24 protein-coding genes are annotated in these 22,860 nt (G+C 69.5%); 8 read left to right on the top strand and 16 right to left on the bottom strand.

The window, feature by feature from the left end; translation table 11 throughout:
- Positions 1–77: 77 nt before the first annotated feature.
- From ALMP_RS06435 to ALMP_RS06405, 7 genes are all read right to left on the bottom strand, one after another.
- Positions 78–1,502 (bottom strand): DNA cytosine methyltransferase, encoded by a 1,425-nt coding sequence (locus tag ALMP_RS06435; protein ID WP_264925248.1) that lies wholly within the window; start codon positions 1,500–1,502, stop codon positions 78–80.
- A gap of 252 nt (positions 1,503–1,754) precedes the next feature.
- Positions 1,755–2,342, bottom strand: a complete 588-nt coding sequence (locus ALMP_RS06430) for a hypothetical protein (protein ID WP_264925247.1) — start codon at positions 2,340–2,342, stop codon at positions 1,755–1,757.
- 122 nt (positions 2,343–2,464) lie between these two features.
- Positions 2,465–2,797: an HU family DNA-binding protein gene (locus ALMP_RS06425; protein ID WP_264925246.1), complete on the bottom strand. Its 333-nt coding sequence runs from the start codon at positions 2,795–2,797 to the stop codon at positions 2,465–2,467.
- A gap of 192 nt (positions 2,798–2,989) precedes the next feature.
- Positions 2,990–5,038 carry an NAD-dependent DNA ligase LigA gene (gene ligA, locus ALMP_RS06420; RefSeq protein ID WP_264925245.1) on the bottom strand — a complete coding sequence of 683 codons (2,049 nt, stop codon included), beginning with the start codon at positions 5,036–5,038 and terminating at the stop codon, positions 2,990–2,992.
- Positions 5,039–5,148: 110 nt separating this feature from the next.
- Positions 5,149–5,643 (bottom strand): hypothetical protein, encoded by a 495-nt coding sequence (locus ALMP_RS06415; protein ID WP_264925244.1) that lies wholly within the window; start codon positions 5,641–5,643, stop codon positions 5,149–5,151.
- Between the two features lie 84 nt (positions 5,644–5,727).
- Complete coding sequence (locus ALMP_RS06410; protein WP_264925243.1) at positions 5,728–6,384, bottom strand: GNAT family N-acetyltransferase; 657 nt, start codon at positions 6,382–6,384, stop codon at positions 5,728–5,730.
- Between the two features lie 149 nt (positions 6,385–6,533).
- Complete coding sequence (locus ALMP_RS06405; protein ID WP_264925242.1) at positions 6,534–7,145, bottom strand: hypothetical protein; 612 nt, start codon at positions 7,143–7,145, stop codon at positions 6,534–6,536.
- A 281-nt stretch (positions 7,146–7,426) separates the two neighbouring features.
- Between ALMP_RS06405 and ALMP_RS06400 the strand changes: the two genes are divergently transcribed.
- The gene (locus tag ALMP_RS06400; RefSeq protein ID WP_264925241.1) at positions 7,427–8,242 is read left to right on the top strand and encodes a GNAT family N-acetyltransferase; all 816 of its coding nucleotides are present in this window, start codon (positions 7,427–7,429) and stop codon (positions 8,240–8,242) included.
- Positions 8,243–8,461: 219 nt separating this feature from the next.
- Complete coding sequence (locus ALMP_RS06395; protein ID WP_264925240.1) at positions 8,462–8,962, top strand: hypothetical protein; 501 nt, start codon at positions 8,462–8,464, stop codon at positions 8,960–8,962.
- A 211-nt stretch (positions 8,963–9,173) separates the two neighbouring features.
- Here the strand turns inward: ALMP_RS06395 and ALMP_RS06390 are convergent, their stop codons facing one another.
- From ALMP_RS06390 to ALMP_RS06380, 3 genes are all read right to left on the bottom strand, one after another.
- Positions 9,174–9,437 (bottom strand): hypothetical protein, encoded by a 264-nt coding sequence (locus ALMP_RS06390; RefSeq protein ID WP_264925239.1) that lies wholly within the window; start codon positions 9,435–9,437, stop codon positions 9,174–9,176.
- Between the two features lie 19 nt (positions 9,438–9,456).
- Positions 9,457–9,816: a hypothetical protein gene (locus tag ALMP_RS06385; RefSeq protein ID WP_264925238.1), complete on the bottom strand. Its 360-nt coding sequence runs from the start codon at positions 9,814–9,816 to the stop codon at positions 9,457–9,459.
- A 136-nt stretch (positions 9,817–9,952) separates the two neighbouring features.
- Entirely contained in the window at positions 9,953–11,059 is a 1,107-nt protein-coding gene (locus ALMP_RS06380) for a hypothetical protein (protein ID WP_264925237.1), read from the bottom strand.
- 269 nt (positions 11,060–11,328) lie between these two features.
- Here ALMP_RS06380 and ALMP_RS06375 point away from each other — a divergent pair, with 269 nt between their 5' ends.
- Positions 11,329–11,625 carry a hypothetical protein gene (locus ALMP_RS06375; RefSeq protein WP_264925236.1) on the top strand — a complete coding sequence of 99 codons (297 nt, stop codon included), beginning with the start codon at positions 11,329–11,331 and terminating at the stop codon, positions 11,623–11,625.
- Between the two features lie 92 nt (positions 11,626–11,717).
- Here the strand turns inward: ALMP_RS06375 and ALMP_RS06370 are convergent, their stop codons facing one another.
- Both ALMP_RS06370 and ALMP_RS06365 read right to left on the bottom strand, forming a co-directional pair.
- Positions 11,718–12,266: a hypothetical protein gene (locus ALMP_RS06370; RefSeq protein WP_264925235.1), complete on the bottom strand. Its 549-nt coding sequence runs from the start codon at positions 12,264–12,266 to the stop codon at positions 11,718–11,720.
- Positions 12,267–12,311: 45 nt separating this feature from the next.
- Entirely contained in the window at positions 12,312–13,037 is a 726-nt protein-coding gene (locus ALMP_RS06365) for a SpoIIE family protein phosphatase (RefSeq protein WP_264925234.1), read from the bottom strand.
- Positions 13,038–13,285: 248 nt separating this feature from the next.
- Here ALMP_RS06365 and ALMP_RS06360 point away from each other — a divergent pair, with 248 nt between their 5' ends.
- The 5 genes from ALMP_RS06360 (at position 13,286) to ALMP_RS06340 (ending at position 18,333) form a co-directional block, all read left to right on the top strand.
- Entirely contained in the window at positions 13,286–14,536 is a 1,251-nt protein-coding gene (locus ALMP_RS06360; protein WP_264925233.1) for a hypothetical protein, read from the top strand.
- Between the two features lie 176 nt (positions 14,537–14,712).
- Complete coding sequence (locus tag ALMP_RS06355) at positions 14,713–15,678, top strand: DNA-processing protein DprA (protein WP_264925232.1); 966 nt, start codon at positions 14,713–14,715, stop codon at positions 15,676–15,678.
- Positions 15,675–16,418 carry a ComF family protein gene (locus tag ALMP_RS06350; RefSeq protein WP_264925231.1) on the top strand — a complete coding sequence of 248 codons (744 nt, stop codon included), beginning with the start codon at positions 15,675–15,677 and terminating at the stop codon, positions 16,416–16,418. The genes ALMP_RS06355 and ALMP_RS06350 overlap by 4 nt, the downstream gene beginning before the upstream one ends.
- 271 nt (positions 16,419–16,689) lie before the next feature.
- The gene (locus ALMP_RS06345; RefSeq protein WP_264925230.1) at positions 16,690–17,571 is read left to right on the top strand and encodes a M48 family metalloprotease; all 882 of its coding nucleotides are present in this window, start codon (positions 16,690–16,692) and stop codon (positions 17,569–17,571) included.
- Positions 17,572–17,784: 213 nt separating this feature from the next.
- Positions 17,785–18,333, top strand: coding sequence for a hypothetical protein (locus tag ALMP_RS06340; protein WP_264925229.1), 549 nt, complete (start codon positions 17,785–17,787; stop codon positions 18,331–18,333).
- Between the two features lie 229 nt (positions 18,334–18,562).
- Here ALMP_RS06340 and ALMP_RS06335 read toward each other — a convergent pair whose 3' ends face one another.
- The 4 genes from ALMP_RS06335 to ALMP_RS06320 form a co-directional block, all read right to left on the bottom strand.
- Positions 18,563–19,093 carry a hypothetical protein gene (locus ALMP_RS06335; RefSeq protein ID WP_264925228.1) on the bottom strand — a complete coding sequence of 177 codons (531 nt, stop codon included), beginning with the start codon at positions 19,091–19,093 and terminating at the stop codon, positions 18,563–18,565.
- Positions 19,094–19,477: 384 nt separating this feature from the next.
- On the bottom strand, positions 19,478–20,161 hold the full coding sequence (locus ALMP_RS06330; protein WP_264925227.1) for a hypothetical protein: 684 nt from the start codon (positions 20,159–20,161) through the stop codon (positions 19,478–19,480).
- A 287-nt stretch (positions 20,162–20,448) separates the two neighbouring features.
- On the bottom strand, positions 20,449–21,045 hold the full coding sequence (locus ALMP_RS06325) for a hypothetical protein (RefSeq protein WP_264925226.1): 597 nt from the start codon (positions 21,043–21,045) through the stop codon (positions 20,449–20,451).
- A 710-nt stretch (positions 21,046–21,755) separates the two neighbouring features.
- Positions 21,756–22,388 carry a TetR/AcrR family transcriptional regulator gene (locus ALMP_RS06320; RefSeq protein WP_264925225.1) on the bottom strand — a complete coding sequence of 211 codons (633 nt, stop codon included), beginning with the start codon at positions 22,386–22,388 and terminating at the stop codon, positions 21,756–21,758.
- Positions 22,389–22,860 lie beyond the last annotated feature (472 nt).

Here is a 22,860-nt window from a genome sequence, read left to right as displayed (position 1 = left end):
GCAACTGCGGCTGAACATAGAGGTTTTGGGTAGGTAGGTGCTGTCTGCGGGGCCGTACGAGCTCCCGGCGCCGGGGGTTACGCGGTTTCGGTGGTGCCGTACAGCTTGGTGACGTATGTGCGGGTCTGCTCCTCCCAGTGTAGGTTCAGAATGCGGCCGATCACGGCCGCTGCGGTCATCGGACACACCACGTCGGCGGCCTGCTGGGCTCGGGTCCTGATGCCTTCGCCGCGCCCGATGTGAGTCCATGGGTAGTCGCTGCGGAAGCCGACCAGACGGCCGATGTCGTTCTGGTGGATGCGTTGTCCGCTGTCCTCGTCCTTCCAGCCGTAGGCCGTGGCCGTCACGCAGTTCGAGGGCCGGTCCGCGGAGAAGCCGCCGCCGCCCTTGGGGCGGCCGGTGCGCGGGTCGATCCCGCGCTGTCCCCGGGTGTTGACCCGGCGTCCGGGCCCCCAGCCGACGCACTGGGCGAACGTCGTGACCGGGAAGGGCGTTTCGGGGTGAACGCTGATGACAGGCGTCTGGTTGCGGTAGGCGGTCAGGAAGCGCCGCTTGCGGTGCGAGGGCGACCCGTGCTCCACGGAGTCCAGGGTCATGGCCTCCGTGGTGCGCCATCCGGCCTGCTCGAACTCGAAGAAGATCGCTTCCTCGATCTCGGCCGGAAGGGCGCTGGACTGCTCGACGGCGACCCACTCGACCGATCCGTTGCTGCACAGCATGGCCAGCGGCCAGATGGCCGCCTCGGCCATCAGCCCGGCCCGCTCGTCCTCGAGGCCGGCGAGCTGGGCTCGGACCTCGGGCCACGTCTCTCCCGAGCGCGGGGCGCACCCGGCACCGGACCCGTCGGCGTGCACGGTCTGCAGGTAGCCTGCCGCGCCTCCCACGGATCGGATCACCGAGCAGACCAGCTCGATCGCCGCGACCTCGTGCCCCCGGCGGCGCCCTGCGGGACTGAAGGCCTGGCACGGCGGGGAGAGGATGACACCGACGACCCACTGCAGCGCTGGGTGTTCAGGGTCCAGGGCGGCGACGTCGGCGACGATGCACACGTGTCCGGCGGCATTCGCGGTAGCGGCCGCGCCGGGGTCCAGGTCGACGCCGATCATGTCGACGTCCGCCCCCAGCACACGGCAGATCCCCTCGCTCCAGCCGCCCGGTCCGTGGAACAGGTTCACGATCCGCGGCCGGAGCGCCACCCCGTGCGCATCTGTCTCGGGAGGCCACAGCCAGCGAACTGGCCACGGCGCGGCGTACCAGGTGAGGAGCGCGAGCGTGTCCGCGTCCAGCGCCGCCAGCCGCTCGGCCGTCATGGGACCGGCCTCGTCAAGCAGGCCCAGCGTCAGTGCGGCGAGCTCGCCGCGGGCAGCGTCGGCCAGGCCCTGGAGCTCGTCCTGTCCGGCACCTTCGTCAATCCGGTACGTGCACTCGGTGACGCGCTCCTGCGCCACGAAGGCCCAATCCGCCGCCTCGGGTCCCGGGTGCTGAGCGGCGTACGCGGACAAGGCCTCCGCCGTGGCCCGGCACGCGGCGAGTGCCGGGTTCCCCTCGGCGGGGGCGAGGGCATGGATGTCGCCTGGTACCTCATCGGCCGCAACCGGGACGAACCCGCGAGGCTCGCGCCGGACAGGCTGTGCCGGCTTGCGGCTCGGATGGGCGCCGGAGCGAGACGGCCCGCCCGGCCGGGGCCGAGCCCCTGGCCGGGCTGATGGTGCGTGCGCGGGCCTGCGGCCGGCGCGTAGTGCCTGGCCCATCACCTAGGACCGCGGGGTGTTGTCGGTGTAGCAGCCGCGGTTGAACCGCTTCCGGCCCTCACGCCAGCCGTGCTCGTACGCCTCGTGCTGGTCACGGTGGTAGCTCGGCACGGCGGGGCGGCGGCGGTCGTGCTCCGTGCCGTACGCCCTGACGAAGGCGGCGTGGTCCCAGCCGTGTTCGACCCCCGACTGCCACGCCCGTCCGGCGGACGAGAACGCCTGCCCGTACGCGACCGGCACGGCACTTATGGAGCGCAGCACGAAACCCTCCAGCAGCCCCAGCACGTCGTCCGTGCGCCCCTCATGGGCGACGTCGTACCCGGCGGCCCGCAAGGCCCCCTCACACGCGCCGAGCACCGCGCGGGCCTCTCTGGCGAGCGTGGTGATGAGCTTGTGCTCGGCACGGCGCCGGGCCTTGCTGCCCAGCTCATGCCGGTCGACGGCGGCGCGCTCCTCGGAGGTCACGTAGCGCGGCGCGAATGTGATCAGCACGCCTTCCTCCGGGACGGCCGTGACGGTGGCGCGCCCGCGGTGCGCGGCCGGGATCGAGACGAGTGCGTGCGTGGTGGCGTCATGGACGGAGGCGGTCATGGAAGCGGTGCTTTCTGCACAGGCGTGCGGCTGACGTTGGCGTTCCCCACAGGAGGAGCGTCGTTCGTGGTCCCGCCGGGCCGGAAGATCCGGCCCGGCGGGACCACGACATGGGCTGGGCGTTACGCGCTCTTGGGACTCTTGCGCGCGGCGCTGCGCCCGGCCTCGGGGACGGGGCGCTTGCCGCGGGCCATCGCGGTGAACGCGGCGCCCGGGCGGAACACGATCCGCCTGCCTGCGGGAACCAGGACTCGTTCACCGGTCTGCGGATTGCGTGCGCGGCGCGCGGGGGTGTGGACCGCCTGGAGCTTGCCGAACCCGGTCACGGAGACGGCGTCGCCGTCCAGGACGCGCCGGACCAGCGTGTCCAGCACTAGTTCCAGGGCTTCGGCGGCCCGGGCGGTGGAGATGCTGCCGTTGGCCGCGATCTCCTTGATCAGCTGCTGCTTGTTCAAGGTACTTCTCGTTTCTGCTCATGAAGTCGGCGTGCTCGAAGAGGCGCTAGTGGCGCCTCCGCTCGCCCAACTCCCCTAAGATTACTGCAATAAATCCAATTAAGCAACTATCAGGGAAGGGGTGTGCCCACGGAAGAGCGCGATGGCGGGGAGGGAAGCCCAGCGTCCCGCCCCGCCACCGCGTCCACCGGATCAGCCGAGGTAGTCCATGACCAGTGCGGCGAAGGCGTCCGGCGAGAGCACCTCCACACCCAGCTGCTGAGCCCTGGCCGCCTTCGTACTCAGTTTGCCGCTGGCCGCCGGAGCAGCGACGAGGTAGTCCGTGTTGGCGGTGACGCTGCTGCCCGCCTGGCCGCCGGCCTTCTGGATCAGCGCGGTCATGTCGCTGCGCTCGAGGCCTTCGAGGAAGCCGGTCATCCTTCCGGTGACGACCACGACCTTGCCGGTCAGCGGCCCCTGGCTCGTGCTGGCGGCCTCGGGCTCCGTCAGGGTGACGCCCGCGGCCACGAGCTTGTCGATGACCGGCCCCTGGTCGGCGAGCTGCTGGACGATGACGGGCGCCTTCTCCGCGCCGATGCCGTCCACCTCGCGCAGGGCCGCCGCGTCCGCGCGGCGGATGGCCTCCATGGTTCCGAAGTGGGCAGCGATCCGGCGGGACATGCTGCGCCCGGTGCCGACGATGCCGAGAGCGCAGAGGATGCGGCTGAGCGGCAGTGACTTGGCCTGCTGGATTTGTTCGGCCAGCTTGGCACCGCGCCTGGCGCTGCCGGAGGCATCGGTGAGCTGTTCGGTGCTGAGGGTGAAGAGGTCGGCGACATCCCGGACGGCTCCGGCGTCAACGAGGGCCTTGACGTACCGGGCGCCCAGGCCGTCGATGTCGAGCTGGTCGCGCCCGGCGGCGTACTCGATCAGGGCGGGCAGACGGCACGCGGTGCCCTTGACGCAGCGCCACCGCTCCTGGCTCTTATCGATCCCGCCGCCGCAGTTCGGGCACCGCTCCGGCAGCGGCACCGGCACGGCGTCCTTGGGCCTGCGGGCCACCACCGCGGCCTCGACCCTGGGAATTACATCGCCGGCCTTGTGCACGGTCACCGTGTCGCCCAGGTGGAGATCCCTGCGTCGGATGTCGCCGGGGTTGTGCAGCGTGGCACGCGACACCATGCTTCCTTCCACCTCGACGGGCTCCAGCTCGGCGGTCGGCGCGATCATGCCGGTCCGGCCCGTCTCCCAGCTGACAGCGTTGAGTACGGTCATGCGCTCCACGGCCGGCAGCTTGTGGGCGACCGCCCAGTACGGGAACCGGCTCCCGGCCCCCAGTGCGGCCTGTTCAGCCGCACTGACGGCCTTGACGACGACACCGTCGATGTCGAACGGCAGCGAGCCGCGCTGTTCCCTGATCTCATCGATGCGCCGTGCAGCATCGGCCAGCGTGTCCACCACGACGCTGCCGGTCGGCGTGTCGCTGATCGTCTGGACCCCCGCATCGCCGACCGCCTTCAGGACCTCCAGGTGCGTGGCTCCCTCTGGTACGAACGTCTCTCCCGGGAGGTCTACCGCGCCGAATGCGAAGAACGTCATCGGCAGCGTGTAGTCGCGGTCTCTGGCCCGCAGCGTGCCGGAGGCCCCAGCGCGCGGGTTGGCGAACGGCTTCGCACCGTGTGCGGCACGCACCTCGTTCGCGCGCTGGAACTGGTCACGGGTAAACAGGGCCTCGCCGCGCACTTCGAAGGTCAGCGGCTCCGTCAGCCGGACGGGCAGTCCGATGATCGTGCCGGCCACGTGGCTGATGTCCTCACCGTGGCTGCCGCTTCCCCGGGTGAGAACCTGGGTCAGGCGGCCGCGGACGTAGCGGGCGGCGATGGCGTTGCCGTCGAGCTTGGCCTCCACTGCCCAGCCGCCGACGAGGGGGCGGCCCAGCCTCCGGTCCGCCGAGGCTCCCCAGTCGAGCAGCTGCTCGCGGCTGAAGACGTTGTCCAGCGACAGCATCACCTTCGTGTGGGGGACATCGCCCGTCGGTGCCGCGCCCGCCCCGACCTTGCCGGTCGGAGAGTCCGCGGCAACGTCCTGCGGGTGGTCCTTCTCCCAGGCCGCGATGGCTCGGATGAGCCGGTCGTAGGTCACGTCGTCGAGCGGGCTGTCCCCGTCGCCGAAGTAGGCCTTGGCGGCCTCGACGGCCTGGCGGACCGCTGCCAGGTAGTCACCGCGGCTGGACAGCACCGGTTCTGAGGCAAGGGTGGTCATGAAGAATCCCGATTCATATGAGATGTGGTGATGTCGCGGCGCATCAACGTGCCGCCGCGGGACGGCCCGCCGGGCGGCGGGCCGTAGAAGGAGGGCGCAGAGCCGAGGTGTCAGGCCCGGCTGCCGACGGCGACGGCCGCGGCGATGTGCGCCAGCTTGGTGCGCAGGGTGAGGGAGACGGAGGCGTACGCGGGCACCATGTCGGGGTGCTGCGTGTCGAGCAGCCACTCCTCAACGAGCGCCAGCCGCGCCCGCAGCCGGGCATCCTGTTCAGCGAGCTGTGGGGAGGCCGCGCCGGCAGGGGCGGGCAACTCGGGAGCGTGGCCCGTGACGGGCGCAAGGACGGCCGCGGTGAACCCCAGGGGCAGGCCGGCCCCCGGGGATCGGGCAGCAAGGACCTCCGCGTCCTGGAGTGTGAGGACTGCGTCCGCTGGAGCCGAGACGGCGTCCGGCTCGGCGTCGACGAAGGCGATGACCACCGTGTCGAGCAGTTCCGCGATGCGCTCCAGGGCCCCGCGGTCGGGGTGCTGCTTGGCACCGCTGCGGATGACGTCCGCGAGCGCACTGGCGATCAGCGCGGCGTGCTGGGAGGGCGTTGTGATCAAGGAAGCGTCCTTCCGGGAGTCGACGGGGCCTGACCGCGGGGGGCGGTCGGCGACGCGGCGAGCGGCAGGGGCCGTGAACGCGGATCAAAGGACAAGGCGGCCGTGGCGGTAGCGGGCGGACGGCGGCACCGCACACCCGGGAAGCAGACCGGTGACGACCCTTGCCGGAGCCCCCGGCACTTCAGTGAGCCCGACTCCGGGGACGAGGGGCTTCACAGCACTCTGGTGCCCGGGCATCTTGCGCACCTGCATGCCGTTGGGCAGTGCGACGAGCAGCCGCTCCTGCCCCGCCGTGTAGCCGTGCCGGGTGTAGAAGCTGGTGAGCCCGGGCGGATGCTCCAGCGTGAGCAGGCGAAGCCCCGCGAGGCGGCTGTGATGCTCGGCCGCGCGCAGCAGTTCGCTGGCGAGGCCCTGTCCCCGGACGTCGGGCGCGACCGCAACACCCCCGATGTACAGGACGCTGCGTAGCAGTTCGATGCGTAGGGGGTGGGTCTCGGTCCAGTGAGGCGGGCTGGCCATCAGCACGCCGACGATGCGGTCGCCGAGCCGGGCCGTCAGGCACAGGCAGTCTCCGTGCGTGAGCCGTCCCGGCGGCAAGGAGAGGGCCACCGGGACCGTGCGCGGGACCGGCTCGCCAGGGCTGACCAGCGACAGCAGATCGCAGACCGCGTCCAGGTCGCGGAAGCGGGCGCGTCCGATACGTACAGCGGGTGTGGGTTCAGGAGAAGCGTCGTGCTGCATGGATTCCGTCCAGAAGGCGGGAGACCGCCGGGTGATTCATCGGTGCCGGGCCCACGTGGGCGTCCGGGAAACGGCCTGTGAGGAGGTCGGCGTGTGAAGGAGAGCGGTCAGCTCTCCGATATGCCCACACACTACAAGAGTAAATCCAATTATGCAACATTCTTGGTTCGGTTCGCCACCCATTCCGGCCCGGTCAGCCGGGTGGGTGCAACCGGGACGGCGAGGTGGAACTCGAGGACCCCCAGGTGCCGAGCCACTGGATCGCCGAAGGCGAACGTCGCGCGCCGCAGCTTGCCCCCGGCCGTCACGCCTACGATCCGGTCCTCCATCAGCGTGTATGTCTGGGCAAGGGCGACTTCGATGCGATCGCCGGCGGCGTGAAGCCGCGGGCACACCTGCAGCGCATACGCCGCACAGTCCTGGTGGAGCGGCGGCTCCAGGTAGTATCCGGCGTCCGTCTCGCCGACGAACGCCACCTGTTCCACGGTGGCGATATCCTTCGTGCACAGGCCGCACAGTCGCTGGACCATGAACTCGCGCTGCCGAACCGGGCATTGCTCGCCGAACGCGGGAGTTCCGCGCCCCGGCGTGCATGAGCAGGTGATGTGACCTCCCAGCTCGTCGTTCGACGTTACGAGGATCGAACCGTCGTCATCCGCCTCGTACCACGAGATGTTGCCGGGAACTGGACGTCCAGCAGTGTTGCGGGGCAGCTGGGCCACGTGCTGCGGCAGGGGCACACTGCGCCAAGAACCGTTCATTGAATTACTCCGTTCCGCACCGCTCGGTAGCGGCGTGGTCGTATGTCCCGTCGCTGACCTGCAAGGCCAACTCCCACGCCTCTGTGCTGGTGGTGGCGGAAAGGCTGAAGCGCACGGGACGTTGGGGAGAGGTGAAGCTGAAGTGAGGCGTGGTCTCTCGTGTCGATGAAGCGTCGCGAGTGGGTGCGAGCGAAGCCCGCCGCCAACACCAAAAGACTACACTAGTAAATCCAATTACACAATATTAATCCGGCTGTGCCGCCACCTGGCAGGCTGACACCATGACCACCACCTCCGTCGACGTCGCCCTGAGGCTCGTGTGGCCGGCCGAGCTGCGCACCGACCGTCTCCACTTGCGGCCGGTCACCACAGATGACGCTTCCCTCGTACGCCAGTTGCTGACCGATGCCACGGTCCGCGCCCACCTCGGTGGCCCGGCCTCGGAGGAGCGCGTCGCCGCGCGGCAGACCACGTACCCGACGACAGCAGGCGCCTGGACCGTCGTCCGGGCAGCCGACGACCAGCCGGTCGGCCTGGTGACCATCGGCCCCGACCACCGGTGCGAAGGCGCCGCCGAGATCTCCTACCAGTTGCTCCCCTCTGCCTGGGGTAAAGGGCTGGGACGGGAAGCGGTGGCCGCGGCCGTCAGTTGGTGGACAGAGGCCGTACCCAAGGGTGGCCCCATGGTCGCGGTCACCCAGGCGGCGAACGCAGGGTCGCGCCGCTTGCTGGAGTCGATCGGGATGACGCTCGTCGACGAGTTCGAGGAGCACGGGCAGCCTCAGTGCCTCTACACCCCCGCAGGAGACCAAGAGGACGCCGACCTGCGCTGGGCCCGCCTGATCGCCGAGCGTGTGGACGCCGCCGAGAGGCGCCGCGGCGCACAGGCCCGCGCGACCGCGATGGGCCAAGACCTTCCGGACAACCTGACAGCACTGTCTGACGACGATCTGTCCCGACTCTGCCCTGATCGGCATGGTGCCTACGGCCGTATCTGTGCCCGCACCGCCGGCCACCTGCCGGACCTTCACCTGGGCCGAGCCCCTGACGGCGCGTGGATCGCCTGGCTGACGAGCGATGGGCTCGAAGACACCTGATCCGGTGATCAGCGCGCGTTGGCGCTCCTCGACATGGTCAGAGGGCGTCGGGCGTGCGAGTCGGGCACGCACCTGCATCCCGGTTCGGCGCTGCCCGCGGGACCGGGAGTCTAAGGGCTGGTCACCTCGTGCGAGTGGTCATTGACCGTTCACCCCTCGCCGGCCTGTTTCGACGTGCAGGCTCGTCCGTGAAACGACGTCAGGCAGGGGAGGCCCGCGGTGCTCGACACGGAGCTGCACGACGACCTGGAGGAGATCGTCACCATGAGGGCGATCATGTGCGTGGAAGGGCAGGAAGCACTCCAGTACACCGGGGCCGTCACCCGGGCGGTGGTACAGCTGTCCGAAGAGGCGCCGGAAGTCGCGTGGATCGATGCCAAGGCTCCGCGGGACCGCGCCGCGGCGGTGGAAGCCCTGTACACCGCGCTGCACCTGCGCAGCGCCCATGGCCCGCGGCCACGTCGCCTGGCGGATGCCGAGAACCTGATCGTTGCCGAACTCACGCGCACCCCACGCCTGGTCGTGGTGCTCGGCGCCCACGAACTGCGCACCGTCGCGTTGGAGATGCTGTACGGCATGTGGGCGCACCTGGTGCCCGGAAACTTCGCGTGGGTACTGACCGGCCGGAGCGGAGAGCTGGAGAACGTCCTGGCGCACCCGGCCCTGGCAAGCCTGAAGTCCTGCGTCTTCCTGCGGCACCGGGTCCCCGAGCCGGCATGACGTTCCAGCCCCCCGGCGCTCCCGACGAACACGCCAGGGTCGCTCCGACCCCGCTGGCCGGGAGGCGGCGCATCGCCTCCCGCCTCGCGGCTTCCTCAGGCGTCTGCACGATCGGCTGTGCCGGGCGCCAGGCCTTGACCGCGTGAGCGTGCTCCGCGGCCGACAGCGCGCTTCAGGCCTCATCTTCGCGGAGTTCCGCGGCGCCCGTTCCTCAGATGTAGAGGTGTTGTCGGTGGTTGGCGTGGCGCTCGGACTCGGTCGCAACGGTCGGGCTCCCGTGCTCTCGGGCGCGGTTGTTGGCGGCGGTCACACAGTCTGAGCAGACAAGCAGCTGGATCGAGGTCGGCGTGCGGCCAAGAGTCGGCTGCCCGGTTTCGGGCTCGATCTCCACTACGGTGGCGCACTGGGCACACATGGTCGTGAGGGCGCCACAGGACCAGCACGGTCCGGTCACGGTCAGTTCGTCGGGAGTCATGGGGAAGCTCCTCCTGAAGTCAGGGCTTTTCGGTAGCGGGAAGGGCGTGGACATCGGCGAGCACATCCGCGACGAGCCGGTGCTCGAACAAGGCCAGTACCAAGAGCAGTTCGCAGATGCGGGCGGCGTAGTCGCGGAAGCGGGTGCTGGTGAGGGACTTCACGTACCCCGGCCACACGAGGTGGGGCTTGTACTCCGGGAGGGCCGTGAGATGCGGAGGGAGGGGCTCGTGGTCGGGACGTGTCCATATCTGTCCGCCGGGCGGCTCCGTCTCCGCCTTCGTCCAGCCCTTGCTCGCGAGGTAGGTCTCTACCTGAGCGGGTGTCAGGGCCTGTACGGCGTCGACGTCCAGGAATACGTACTGCTGAACGAGCATCATGCCTCCGTGTATCAAGGTCACCGCCAATGACTCGACTCTACATGCATAAATCCAATTAAGCAATATCGACGGGGTGTGATGCTGCTGTGGGATGGCGGCCCGGCCCGCGCGCGTCGGCGGCGGGCCGGGGCGGCTGTTACGAGCGAGTGCCGGAGCGGTGGGGGACGATTCGCACCGCTCGGCGGGGGTCGACGTCGCGGCCCCTGGGGCCGTTGACGTGCGCCTGGACGGGGACGCGGATGGGCTTGCACTCGCCGCCGGCCTCGATGATGGCGCGGTGCTGGCGGGGGTTGGGGCAGCGGTTCTGGTACCTCGCGCTGACTTCCCAGCGGAGCGTGTCGTCCTTCCACTTGGGGCCGGAGTCGTCGGTGGCCGCTCGGGCCGGGTCGCTGGAGGCCTGCGCATGGACGGGTTCGCGGATGATGCGGATGTGGCGCTTGCGGACGGTCCGGTTGCTGCGCTTGTTCTTGCGGCTGCGGCCGGTTGGCTTGGCGTCGGTGCTGTCGTTCTGGGGGACGCTCACGACGTCCTCGTCCGGGGTGGTGAGGGCGTCTGGCGCGTCGGCGGGGCGGCGTAGATCCCAGAAGGCGAGGAGGATCGCGAGACTGCTGGCCGGGTCTGGCGCTCCGAAGAGGCGGTAGTTGCTGTAGCCGCCGAGCATCCCCTCGTGGAGGGTGATCACGCCGTTGGGGCAGTACGGGCCACGGGGCAGCTCGGCGGAGGCGGCGAGCCGGGGCGGAAGGCGGGTGGGGAGCAGGCGGGTGGCGGTGATGGTCTCGACGTCGAGCACGAGCTCATCGCCGGTGCCTTCCATGTGCCAGGCCATGCCGTAGAGCGGGTGTAGGTCGTCGAGGCTGATCGGGGTGGGGAAGTAGACGAGCCCGTCGCGGGCGGGGGCGGCGTCTTCGAGGTTCCCGGCGACGACGCTGTCGTTGTTCACGAAGGGGTGCTCGGTGATGCGCTCGCCCATGCTGTGAGGGGCGACCCATACGTCGCTGGTCCGGTAGGCGGCGGCGAAGTTGGCGCACTGGGCGAGATAGGCGCTGAGAGCGTCGGCGGTCGGGTCCTCGCCGGTCATGGTGATGTACATGGCCTGGAAAAGGTCCATGCCGAGCGGCACACCGCGGACGGGCTTGCCCCAGAAGTCGGCAAGCCGTGCACGCATTCGCTCGGCGTGGCGGGCGAGTCCGGTGACGGTGGGAGGTGCGGCGGGGATCGGGGCGAAGGGGTTCGTCTTGGTCACGAGGGCTCCTGTGGGGCGGCCTGCGGCTCGGCAGAGCGGCCGCCGGGGCAAGTGGTGGGAGCTGCGGAGCAGGCGCCAGTGGGCCGCGACGGGCCCTCGGCGGCTCTGTCTCACCCGAGGCTCACCCTCGATATTACAGCAATAAATCTAATTAAGCAATGTATAGATCGATGGTGATCCCTCAGAGGCATATCGTGCAGCTCTACGCGCCCGTGCCGCGCGACCCTCAGGTGACAGACCGACCACCGACCACCGAAGGATGTTCACCGATGCCCGTTGACCTGCAGACCGGCATACGTACCTACCAGTTCGTGGTCGACCGGCTCGAGGAACGGCGTGGTGAGCAGTACCCCGCCGGGCGCGAGGAGTACGAAGTCTCTTGGACCGCCGCCCATGATCTGGAAAAGACCTTCGCCGAGGCCGTAAACGCCAACGACCTCGCTACAGCCGAAAGTCTTCTCCAGGAACTCACGAATTTGGCCGAACCGTGGCGGGACCATCCTGACCACCCGGATAACCACGACGAGCGCCGACCCCACGACGCTGTACTGGGCAACCAGGAATAAGGCGGCATCGGGTAATTCCATGAGCCTTGGATATCCCGGCGATCGAGTAAGCGTTCCGGAGTCAATCGGGCAGACGGCCGTCTAGTGGCGCATCAGCCAAGGCCGGTGAGCAGGGACAGCGTCACGCCAAGCTCATGCTCCGGCTCGGCGTGCGGGACACCGTCCGAGCCCAGGAACAGGTAGAAGTACGCCGTCGTCAACTGCCTCGGCGTTGAAGTCCCGCCCACGGTGCTCAAGTTGCCGGCAGAGTAGACATGCGGCAGCCACCTCGGGCCCACGATCGCTTCCACCCAGGCCCGCGCCTCCGCCGGGTCAACGGCCTGGCGCGTGCCGAGCTGCTTGTGCTTCGCTGCGACCGACAGCGTCAGCACACTCCCTTCCCGGCCCGGCCGCTCCAGGAGTACGGCCTGGTCCGTGATGTCCCCGACGATGGTCAGGACGGCATGCCGGTCAGTCACTGAACGCACCGGTCCGCAACTGTGCGGCACCGTCTTTCCCTCCGCACGCATCTGCTCCAGCACGGTTGCGGGCACTGCGGCGGCCAGGCCGCTGTCGGCCGCGTCCGTGGAGAAAAGGCTCCGGCGGAAACGCCGCAGCTCCTCCTCCTGTTTACGCAGGACAGTACGAATATCCACACACATGCCGTCAACGTTACAAGCCGTCCCCGCCCAGGTCAGGGCGGGTGCTCACCCCTCTGCCCGGAGCAGGGCGATCACGGTGGCGTCGTCGCGGTATCCGCCCTCGTCCTCCGCGGCCGCCGCGACCAAGGCCGCCGCGAGCAACTGCGGGTCGTCCGCGTGCTTGCGGCACAGCCGTGCCAGCATTTCCGCGGGCACCTGGTCGGAGACCCCGTCGGACATCAGCAGCACCAATGAGACCTCCGAGGGGACCTGAACCTGCCGGCACGTCGCCGCCCCGGCCTGGGCCAGCCCGAGCCTCGACCAGTTGTCATGCTTGACGGCGTCGAGTTCCACGGCGGCGCCCCCGTTCCACCGGAGCCAGTTCCCCATCGTCTGGTCGGTCGACCACTGCCTGAGCATGATCCCGTCCCACCCGTAGGCCCTGCAGTCCCCGATCCAGTGAACGCTGGTCGGCTGTCCCGGCTGCGCGCAGGCGAGGACCGCGGACGCGTGCGGGGGCCGGTCGTAGGCCGCGGCCATCTGCCCGGCCGTCATCAGGCCGGCCAGACCGCCCACCGCGATCCCGATGTGGGTGATGACCGCCGGGGTAATCGCCGCATACCGGACCACCTCCGGATGATGGCCGGCCCCGTCGACCACCGCGGCGCACACGACGTCACCGCGGCGCTGCACGTCGGCTCCGTCCGCGCAGGGCGGTTCCGTCCCAGGCCGCTGTGCCAACCCCACCACGATCTTCTCAACGGCCACCGCGCGGGCGCTGTGCTCTTCCATCGTCCATGCCTCCGTTCCACGGGCCGGTGTGGCCCTCTCGCCCTACAGGCCGCTCGAGGCAGAGGAGTGGACTTTCTGGACGAAGTTGAGGCTGGTGTGACGTGTGTGGAGCGGATCCTCCGTCCACGGAGCCCTACGGGCGGCTGCGACGGGAGCGGGGATTCGGAAACCGAAGGTGCGCGGTCAGACCGGCTGAGATCATGGCAAGAGGGTCAGCTGATGACCATGGCACAGCAGTGGGGGCGGCGATGGACGAGACGAACACGGTGCGCGCGGTCGCGATCGACTACAAGGCGGTCCTCCGCTCGCCCGGGCACGCCCACGACGGGATCGCCGACTTCCTGCAGTGGCTCGGCGAACGCGGCATCACGTTCGTGCTGCTCACGACCGACTCCCTCGACGCCGAAGCCGCCATGAGGGCCGCTGGCCTGCCCGCGCCCGCCCTCCACCTGTGCCGTGACGACATCCCCGGCCAGCCGGCCCGCGGCGGCGCAGCCTGGCTGCTGACGGTCGCCGACCGCCTCAAGCTGCGCGCAAATCAGCTCGTCATCGTGGGGACCTCCGAGCTGGACTGGCGCACCGGCATCAACGCCGGCGTCGTCCACATCTTCGCCCGCTGGGCCAACCACGTGCGGAACGCGAAGGGCATGATCACCCTGTCGGCGGACCAGCCGACCGATGTCGGTGAGCTCCTGGAGCACTTCCTCCTGGACGAGCCTCGCTGGGCCTTCAGCCACGACGATGACGCCCGCTCCTTCAAGATCCGCTCGCTGCTGCCCCCCAACGTGCGCTTCCCTCAGGCACCCGCCCGGACCTTCGAGCTCCAGGACGTCTTCACCCGCGGCCGCAGCATCACCGTCGGCACCCAAGACGCCCGCGACATCCTGATGCTGCGGCTGCTCTCCTCCGCCTACCTCGACGGCACCCTGCCCCACCGCAGCCTCTTCTGCGTCTACCCCAGCAGCTCCCCGGGCCAGGTCAGCCAGCAGCTCGCCGGCTTCCTCACCAAGGCCAAGGCCATGGTCGGCTCCTACTACCGCGAAGACCTCCTCGAGCGCACCGGCCAGGCCCCCGACACCAGCCTGGAGCGGTGGAGGAGGAGCCGCGGCGAGGCGAGCACGGCGGACATCTCGATCGGCGCCCAGGCCCGCACCGTCCGGATCAACCCCAAGTACAAGGGCAAGCTCAAAGGCAAAACCGTGATCGTCTTCGACGACTTCACCACCGAAGGCAAGTCCATCGAATGGGCCCGCACCCTCCTGACCAGCGCCAAGGCGGAGCAGGTCATCGCCCTGACCATCGGCAAGTACGGCGCCTCCCGCCACACCGCCTACCAGCTGCGACCCGGCACAACGATCGACCCCTTCCAGGTCAGCTACCACCTGGCCGCCACGAACTTCGTGACGACGCCCGTCACCGGAGCCGCAGGCCCGGGCCCCGACGACGCTCTAAAGGCCACGATGTCCCACTTCATCGCCGCCGCGCAGAGCACCGAATGATCTTGCCCCCTGTCCGGCCGCCGGAGCCGGCGCGGCCCGGGCGGCCGGTACCGAGGATCGAGTCGACCGTGCCCTTGCCTCCCGTACGCGGACCGCGTACGCCATGATGGAAGTGGCCCGAGTACCTCGCTTCATCCTTCGAACATCCCGGGGCCACGAGTAGAAGGACACCCTTGATGGACCTCGATATCACCGCTGAGCAGCACGATCTGCTGACCCTGTGCGCGCTGCGCACCGGCGACGCCACCCTCGACTGGAGCCTGATCGCCCGCGGCGCCCACAGCCCCGAGGGCCTGGCCGCGCTCATGGACGGACAGCTGCACGAGGACTCACGTGCCGCAACCAAGAACCGACCCCTGCTGCAGCAGGCCCTGACCGTCGGCCTCGACGACGCCCGCGCCCGCGTCGACGACGAGCTGGCCGCGGCCGGCAAGATCGGCGCACGCTTGGTCACGGTCCTCGACAAGGACTACCCGGCGAACCTGCGCGTGATCGGAAACCTGCCGCCGTTCCTCTTCTACCGCGGCGAGCTCGACCAGCGCGACGCCCGCTCCATCGCGATCGTCGGCACCCGCCAGGCCTCCGAGGCCGGGCTGCGCCGGGCGGCCCGGATGGCCCGCGAGCTCGTCGACCACGACGTCGTGATCGCCAGCGGACTCGCCAAGGGCATCGACGCAGCCGCCCACCAGGCCACGCTCGCTGCCGGAGGCCGCACGTTCGCGGTCATGGGCACCGGCATCGCCGCCGCGATCTACCCGGCGGAGAATCGTCCGCTCGCCAAGGCCATCCTGGACGCGGGAGGGGCTCTGCTGAGCCAGTTCTGGCCCATGAGCCCTCCGGCGAAGTACACCTTCCCCCGCCGCAACGTCGTCACGTCCGGCACCACCCTGGGCAGCGTCGTCATCGAGGCCTCCAGCACCTCGGGCGCCAAGATGCAGGCCCGCCTGGCCGCCGAGCACGGCAAGCTCGTCTTCCTGATCCGCTCCCTCGCCGACACCCAGCCCTGGGCCAAGAAGATGCTCGACGAGGACCGGGCGATCCTGGTCACCGCCTCCGGCGACATCACCGACCGCCTCGGCCAGGCCGCGGACATCCAGGCCGCCGGACAGCAGCGCCAGCAGCTCGCCCTGGCCGGCCTGTGACGGCAGGTCTCCCGGATCCGGCAGGCTTCCCCGACTGCCCGGTATGCGCCTACCGCATCACCGGCACCGCCCGCCTGTGCTCCGACTGCGCCGGCCGCACCCTCCAGCCCGTCGCGGAGCCCCATTGCCCTGTCTGCTCCCAGGGCCTCGCACCCGGCAGGCCGTGCAGCAACGCGGTGTGCTCGCTGCCGGAGGCCGAGCGGGGGTTCTCCCGCGTCGACGCGGTAGCCATGTACTCCGGAGCCCTGCGCGACAAGATCCACAAACTGAAGTACGAGGGGAAGACGGGCTGGGCGATGATCTTCGGCCGCCTACTCGTCGGCTGGATGGAGAGCCACCCCGAGGCCATGCGGGGCGTCGACTATGTCGTCGGCAATCCGACCCACAATGGGCGTCAGCCCATCCAGCACATCGAGGCGATCATGGACGCCGCCTACACAGAGGACGTCACACGGGCATACCCGCTCAGCCCGCCAGGCGGCCACCGGCTGGTGAAGCAGACCGAGACAGCCCGGTCCGCGAGCCGCACCCTTGACGAGAAGCGCGCGGCCGCCGCCGCGCATGCCGCCGCTCTGACCTGGACCGGAGACACCGGCGACATCAAAGGGGCCACCGTCCTCCTTGTCGACGACGTCCTCACCAGCGGATCGCAGCTCCAACACGTCGCGCGTCGGCTCCGGGCGACCGGTGCCGCCGACGTCCGGGGACTCGTTCTCGCACGCGTCCCCTGGAGCGGATGACCTCACCGTCGCGAGCGGGCTGGCTTTCCCTGCAGTCGCGTCGGGCTGGTGGGTTCACCGTCGCGGACAGAGTCTGGCGCCTTGTACCCGGCGTACGGGACTCATACGCCCCACGACGGGCCGACACCCGAAAGGCAGGATCACGCCGTAGCCGACCCGGAGGACCGGTCGCCGCGGCCCGCCATGAGACGCATGGGCACCCTGTCGAGGTGAAGGGGACGTGACCGGCAGGCGCCGGGACGGTCGCGTCTGCCCGACTACGGTGATCACCATGACACTGGGGGACAATCTGCAACGCCACGCCGGGCAGGCCGTGGTGGCGATGTCGATCATCAGCGAGGCCGTCATGACGCAGCTGCGCGGGCCGGCAGCCGGGATCGCGGTCGCCGTCGCGGTGGCCGCGGGCGGCCTGTGGGCGATTCAAGGGCGCGCCCGGCAGCGGTCGGCGGTCGCCTTGGGGCCGACAGCCCAGGTTCTGACCTGGCAGGTTCACGCAGACCGCAAGCCTCGCCCCTCCGACAGCGACACGTACAAACGCATCGCTGCCAGGATGCGGCAGACCACTGAGCACGTACGCCGCACCACCGCCGAGCGTGGACTGGAGAAGGTCACCCTGGGCACCTCCGACGAGACCGGCAGCTGGGCCGATGCCCGCTCCACCGGCCACGGCGGCCGGGGACACGTCTGGCTCGGCATGCGGTGGCTCCACCCCCGTCACACCGCCCACCTCCCCGCGGTCCTGGAGCATGAGCTCGCCCACCTCCAGCGCCGCGACACTGGCAAGCGCCTCGCCGCCGAGTCCCTCGCCGTGGCGGCTGCCGGCCTGCTCGCCGGCCTCCTGTCCTTGCCCGCCTTCCTCCTTGCCGCAGCGGCCGCCTGGATGCTGACCGTCCTGTTCTTCTGGTGGGGCGAACTCGCCTGTGACCTCGCAGCCGTCCGTTTCTGCGGCCGGGCCGCTGTGGCCGACATGTGGCGCGAGGACCTCGAGCGCGACCAAGCACGCTCGCTCCTGCCCCGGGTTTGGGTGACGACCCGCAGCCTGTGCACCCATCCACCGACGCGCCTTCGAATCCTCTTCGCCGAACACGCCCCGACGCCCAGCCAACCGGCCGTCCTGCCCCAGCACCCTCTGCACGTGCCGGCAACCAGCTGACCCTCGCAAGCCTGCTGATCAGGCTGCCCGACGGACTGTCGGGGCTCTGCCGGGTCACCGAAATAGCGAACCACCGTCTCGTCTCGCATGCCCGCCCGAGGAGTCCTGGCCCGTCGCGCTGTCCGGCCTCACGTTGCTGCTGGACGTGCAGCCTCCGGTGCTGGTAGGAAGCGGACCGGAACGCTGGAAGAGCCCCCGGCAGGGGAGGGAAGCATGCCGAGTGATGCGAACAGCGGGGGAGTCCTGGCGGACGTGACGACGCTCCGCGACGTCGTCGGCGGCGCTGTTGCTCCTGCCCGCCGGGCGTCCCCCTCCGAGCAAGTGCTTCTGGACTGGCTGGAGTTGCACCTTACGCTGGAGGGCCGGCTGGACCACGACGGCACCGCCAGCTGGAAGCATCGTTCGGTGTACGAGCTCGTGGCCGCGCACGGCCGCTGGTTCACCCCCGCCGCCCTCCCGGCCGAGGTCCAGGCCCTCCCGGAGCGGCAGTGCTTCGCCAACGCGGCGGCGACCGAGCAGGAACACCCGCACCTGGCCTACACCGAGGGTTTCGCCGTCGCGGACGGCAGCCCCGTACCGACGGCCCACGCCTGGTGTACGGACGCGAACGGCTATGTGATCGATCCGACCTGGTCGGACCTCGGGGGCAGTGCGTACCTGGGAATCGTTCTGCCCCCGACCCTGCGCCCGTGCGCGCCCCGCAACTGGGGCGTCTTGGAGGCACCTGACTCCCTGTACCGGCTGCTGCGCGACGGCCTGTGAGCCGGCCGGGCGCCCTGATGGGCGCCCGGCCAAGAAGGAGCGCGGTGTTCTGCCCAACGGATCCGTCGGTAGCTCCTCTCCGCAGCTACGTCAGGGGAAGGCGACCCGCCGGAGCTCGGTGCGCACTACCTCTCTGCGGCTCGTGACCGTCGCACGCCGTTCTGACGTCATGCCCGCCGCCCGCCCGGACCCGGGTCGCCGCCTTACGCCGACCCTGGGGGTGTGGGGGTTAGTCGTTGCCGATCCGTGAGGCCCAGTCGGCGAGGGCGGCGAAGTCGTGGTGCTGCAGCCCCTTGCGTGGGTCGACGCGGTGAAGGAGCGCCGGGCCACTGTGATTTCGAGCGACGTAGTCGCGGTCGACATCCTCGATTTGATCATCGACCCACGCGAAGGGACGACCTGCCGCATATTGGACGACCGTCCATGTTTTCACATAGGTACCGTCAGGGCGGATAGTGAATTGGTCGTCAAACTCGATGACGGGAAAGTCGTGTTCACGTGGCAGACCGATACGCCAACCGATCCACTCGTTCGCGTCGTGCTCCCAGGTGGTGGCCCAGACCAGATCGAAAGGTAGCGCCATCAGGGCCGAGCCGTGTGCGGGGTTGAGCCATACACGAAGGGGCCTGATTCGATTCTCAGGCACCCCCGGATGCTGGGAAATCCAGTTATCCGGCTTGAGGCGGTGTGTTTGATAGCCGGGCGGTCGTCGGTGTGGCTTTGCGTCGAATGGGTTCAGTGGCCCGTCGACGTCGAGCATCAGCAAAGGCCGAGGACGAGGCAATTTAGCGATTCCTTCTGAGCTGCGTAAGGCGTTTACGGTCGAATGGCAACGTAGAGGCGCTCCTGGCGGGACTCGAACCCGCGCCGAGTAGGTGGGCTTGGACAACGCGCTTCCCTGCCGGGGGTTCGAAACTGCTCGCGCGGTTTCTCGTTGAGGTTCCCCAACCCTGGAGCTTTTGGCTGGCCAGGGCCCGGTCCCGGTGCATCCGCAACCGTCCCACCGTGTCGTCGTTCCGTTTTACGACCGCTCTTCCTTCTGAGCTACAGGAGCCTGACTGCAATCGTCACACTACAGGATTAAATCCAATTATGCAACTTACGAGACGGGGGCCCTCCGCTGCCGCCGCCCGCGACGGGGGCGTCAGGAGGGGGACGTGGACCTCGCAGCCGCAGGAGACGATGTCAGATCCCCCAGGAGCGACCGGAGGCTCTCGACGGTGCCGCAGAACTCGGCCAGGAACTGCACCTGAGCCGTCGCCCCCTGATTGTTCACGCTGCTCGCCCGCGCGTCGGCCGCCTCATGAACTCCCTCGTAAGCGTCCGCGTCGCTCAACTCCGGTTGCACGCCGCGGTTGTACTCGTTGGCTCCGTCCTCGTTGGCCGCGTCGTACACGGCTTCATCGAGGTCGCCCTCCCCGATGCCGAACTCAGCCACCAGGGCTTCGGCTTCCTCCTCGGAGATGACGAACTGACGCTCGTCCTCGGCCGGTGGCGTCACGTCCATCCGAAGAGCGCGCCGCGTAGCGGTCCGGCTGCTCTCCACCCGCCACACGTGCCAGCCGGCGGCCTGGAACACGGAGGCGACGCCGTCCAGGGCCTGATTCCGGGCGGCCCGCACGCTCCGAGTGTCCCGCGTCCTCATGCCCCGCTCGTCCTGCGCCCCATTGATGAACCAGACCACTTCCAGCGTCCGGCCCGCCCCCGGCCACACGAACGCGCCCTGGGGCCCCCGCGCGCTGTGCCACTCCCGGTAGAGCATCTTCCGGCCCGGCATTGTCGCCAGCGTCACACCGCCCGCCCGTAGCACTCCCAGCGCTGCGACCACCGCCGGCTCCTGCGCATACTCGGGCAGCATGCCCACCGCGTCCGGCTCCGCTCCGCTGCTCGGCCTCTCCCCCACGGGGGACGTCGTACTACGCATCAAGTGATCCTCTCTCAACAGGATGACGGCGAGCTCGTGCCCGTCGCCGTTCGATGGTCTGGTGCCCAGGGTTGGCCTGGGCTCCGGGGATGAAGCAGTGGCCCAGGTGCAGCGACGACGGCTGGCGTAGCGGGGCTTGGCGAGCTCCACGCCATGCCCCTGACCGCGCCGCCCCGTCTCCGGACGATTGATCAGTTGCCTCGCTGCGACGTGTAGTGGAAGTGGGCGTAGGTGATCGCGTCGGGCCAGACGCCGAGCGCGCGCAGATACTTTCGGACGGCATCGCCCTTGGTGCGCTCGGTGACGCGGATCGGCTTGCGGCCGTCGTGGCCGCATGCGTCGTCCACGTACCAGCCGGTGGCACGGCCAGCAGCGTTGCGGGTGCGCCCCAGAGTGCCCTGGGGTGGCTTGCGGGAGCGGGTGCCCTGGGGGACGGTCACGACACCGTTGCCCGGCTTGGTCAGGGAGACCTCGACTACGGCGAGACGGCCTGTGGCTTCCAGGTGCAGTCGCATCACCTGGTCGACTGCGACAGTCGGGACGGCACTGCCCCAGTGGTTGGCTCGGCCGTCTGGGAGATCCTTCAAGTGCGCCTCGTACAAGGCAAGTCCTGTGTCGGTCACGTGCAGGTCGTAGGGGCTGCTCCTCGTCGCGAGCAGGCCACAGGCGACGGCGTCGTCGAGGTGAACCCCCAAGCCCATCGGGGTGATGTGCTTGATCGGGTCGCCTTCAGCGGCTCCCTTGACCAGGGCAAGGATGTGCGTCGGGCTGGCGACGAACTGGGTCACGTTCAGTCTTCCTTCTCAAGGGCGTGGCGCCAGGCTTGCTTCTCGGCCGCTCGCGCCTGACGCCGTTCGATGGCCTGGTGCCAGCCGCGTGGAGGGGCGGAGAAGTAGTAGCAGGTGCAGCCGCGACGGCCGGCGTAGCGGCAAGGGTGGCCGGTGTGGCGGCGTGCGGACTTGGCGAGCATGCGTGCCACAGGGGGGACTCCTGTCGGGCCTCTGCTGGGGCCGTCGGATACCGTGATGCCGCCTCACCGCGGTAAATCCAATTAAGCAAGTTGCGTAATGCGAACAACCCCGAACATCCCAGGGCGGCACCGGCGTGCGGCAGCCGGGGCGGCGCAGGCGGCGGCAGGCATGAGCGATCCGCGCGCTGGGGGGCCGCCGGGGACGGAGGCGTGCAATCTAGGAAGGTTGAGGGATCCCCGCCGCCGCGCCCGGCCCGCCCCGTCCGCCGTTGCCACCGCCTCGCCTCGCGCTCGGAACTGGAGGCGGCGGGTGGCCCACTGCCGCAGCCGGGCGAAGCGCGTGGGGTGGGTTGTGCCGCCAGGCGGTGGCGAGCACGCCGTCCTCGGTGAGGAAGCTGCAGGACGCGCCGCAGGTGCACACCCAGAAGCAGGGCTCGGAACGGGTGTCGCCGCGGACGGCGGTGATCTTGGCCTGGGCGCCGTCGTGACGGCCGTGGGAAGTGCCGAACGGCCGGATCGCTAACGAGATCACGCTGCCTGGATGCTGTTGACCAGCAGTGACGCGAGGCAGTCGCGTAGTTCGTCCTGTGTTCCCCAGGCTGCGAACCCGCTCTCATGGGTGGCTGCCGACGTCAGGAGCGTGACCAGGGCACCAGTCAGGACCTTCGGGCGCACTGTGGACCCTGCAGGGGGTCCTTGCCGCTCCATGGTCCTGTCCAGGGGAGTTCCGGCAGTGCTGAGCAGATGGTTGCGAACCTCGACGAACCGCACGTCCCCATCGGCCGCCTTCGCGTCGATCGTACGAATGATCGCCTGGTGCGCCCGCCAGAAGTCGAACAACCGGTCGATCAGCTGACGCGCGGCGGTCAGTCCGCCGCAGCCTTCCGCCGCCACGGTGTCGGGTGCCAACTGACCGCTCTCCTGCACGACGTGATGGGCAACCAGCAGAAGCGCGTCCTCGATGCTGGAGAAGTACTGGTAGAAGGTGGCGGGCGAAGTACCCGCCCGACGGGCGATGTCAATGACCGTGATGTCACGGAAGGGCTGCGAGCTCAGGAAGTACGCGAGGGCATCGGCGAGCCGCTGCCGGGTGGCAAGGGCGCGCTCGCCGACGATACGTCCGTTGACGTCCATGGCGGGGCCGGTCGTATTGATGGTCATGGTGTCCTTCGAAGCTGCTTACGGAGGGGTGAAGTTGCCGAGCGGGAGTTGTGCGCGAGCAAAGGCCCGCCATCCGGGCGCCGGGTGGCCGGCTCGTCAGGTATGGGTGGGGGTGGGTGCTCCTGGCGGGACTCGAACCCGCGCCGGGTAGGTGGGCTTGGACAACGCGCTTCCCTGCCGGGGGCTGAGGTTCCCCAACCCTGGGGCTTTTGGCTTGCCAGGGCCCGGACCCGGTGCATCCGCAACCGTCCCACCATGTCGCCGTTCCGTTTTACGGCCGCTCTTCCTTCTGAGCTACAGGAGCCTTCTCCCGAAGAAGATGACTCGACTCTACCGCATTAAAAGCAATTAAGCAACTATGATGGTGGTTGGCGCCCCCTCCTCCGCCGCCGCGCCGCCCGGCGCGTGCCGCCGCCGCTGCCTCTCCGGCCCGCCGCCGCTGCCGCCGGGCCGCCGCGCCCCGCCCGCGACC

This window comes from Streptomyces sp. A012304, from assembly GCF_026008495.1.
In the GTDB taxonomy this organism is placed as follows: Bacteria; Actinomycetota; Actinomycetes; order Streptomycetales; family Streptomycetaceae; genus Streptomyces.
The sequence above is the reverse complement of the archived record's forward strand: the minus strand, read 5'-3'. Positions and strand labels throughout refer to the sequence as shown.

Excerpts from the sequence above, each read along its gene's own strand:
- ALMP_RS06360 (WP_264925233.1), top strand. The coding sequence starts at position 13,286 with ATGGACGAGACGAACACGGTGCGCGCGGTCGCGATCGACTACAAGGCG.
- ALMP_RS06390 (WP_264925239.1), bottom strand. The coding sequence starts at position 9,437 with ATGACTCCCGACGAACTGACCGTGACCGGACCGTGCTGGTCCTGTGGC.
- ALMP_RS06400 (WP_264925241.1), top strand. The coding sequence starts at position 7,427 with ATGACCACCACCTCCGTCGACGTCGCCCTGAGGCTCGTGTGGCCGGCC.
- ALMP_RS06365 (WP_264925234.1), bottom strand. The coding sequence starts at position 13,037 with ATGGAAGAGCACAGCGCCCGCGCGGTGGCCGTTGAGAAGATCGTGGTG.
- ALMP_RS06340 (WP_264925229.1), top strand. The coding sequence starts at position 17,785 with ATGCCGAGTGATGCGAACAGCGGGGGAGTCCTGGCGGACGTGACGACG.
- ALMP_RS06370 (WP_264925235.1), bottom strand. The coding sequence starts at position 12,266 with ATGTGTGTGGATATTCGTACTGTCCTGCGTAAACAGGAGGAGGAGCTG.
- ALMP_RS06335 (WP_264925228.1), bottom strand. The coding sequence starts at position 19,093 with ATGCTCGACGTCGACGGGCCACTGAACCCATTCGACGCAAAGCCACAC.
- ALMP_RS06430 (WP_264925247.1), bottom strand. The coding sequence starts at position 2,342 with ATGACCGCCTCCGTCCATGACGCCACCACGCACGCACTCGTCTCGATC.
- ALMP_RS06345 (WP_264925230.1), top strand. The coding sequence starts at position 16,690 with ATGACACTGGGGGACAATCTGCAACGCCACGCCGGGCAGGCCGTGGTG.
- ALMP_RS06375 (WP_264925236.1), top strand. The coding sequence starts at position 11,329 with ATGCCCGTTGACCTGCAGACCGGCATACGTACCTACCAGTTCGTGGTC.
- ALMP_RS06355 (WP_264925232.1), top strand. The coding sequence starts at position 14,713 with ATGGACCTCGATATCACCGCTGAGCAGCACGATCTGCTGACCCTGTGC.
- ALMP_RS06410 (WP_264925243.1), bottom strand. The coding sequence starts at position 6,384 with ATGCAGCACGACGCTTCTCCTGAACCCACACCCGCTGTACGTATCGGA.
- ALMP_RS06320 (WP_264925225.1), bottom strand. The coding sequence starts at position 22,388 with ATGACCATCAATACGACCGGCCCCGCCATGGACGTCAACGGACGTATC.
- ligA (WP_264925245.1), bottom strand. The coding sequence starts at position 5,038 with ATGACCACCCTTGCCTCAGAACCGGTGCTGTCCAGCCGCGGTGACTAC.
- ALMP_RS06405 (WP_264925242.1), bottom strand. The coding sequence starts at position 7,145 with ATGAACGGTTCTTGGCGCAGTGTGCCCCTGCCGCAGCACGTGGCCCAG.
- ALMP_RS06385 (WP_264925238.1), bottom strand. The coding sequence starts at position 9,816 with ATGATGCTCGTTCAGCAGTACGTATTCCTGGACGTCGACGCCGTACAG.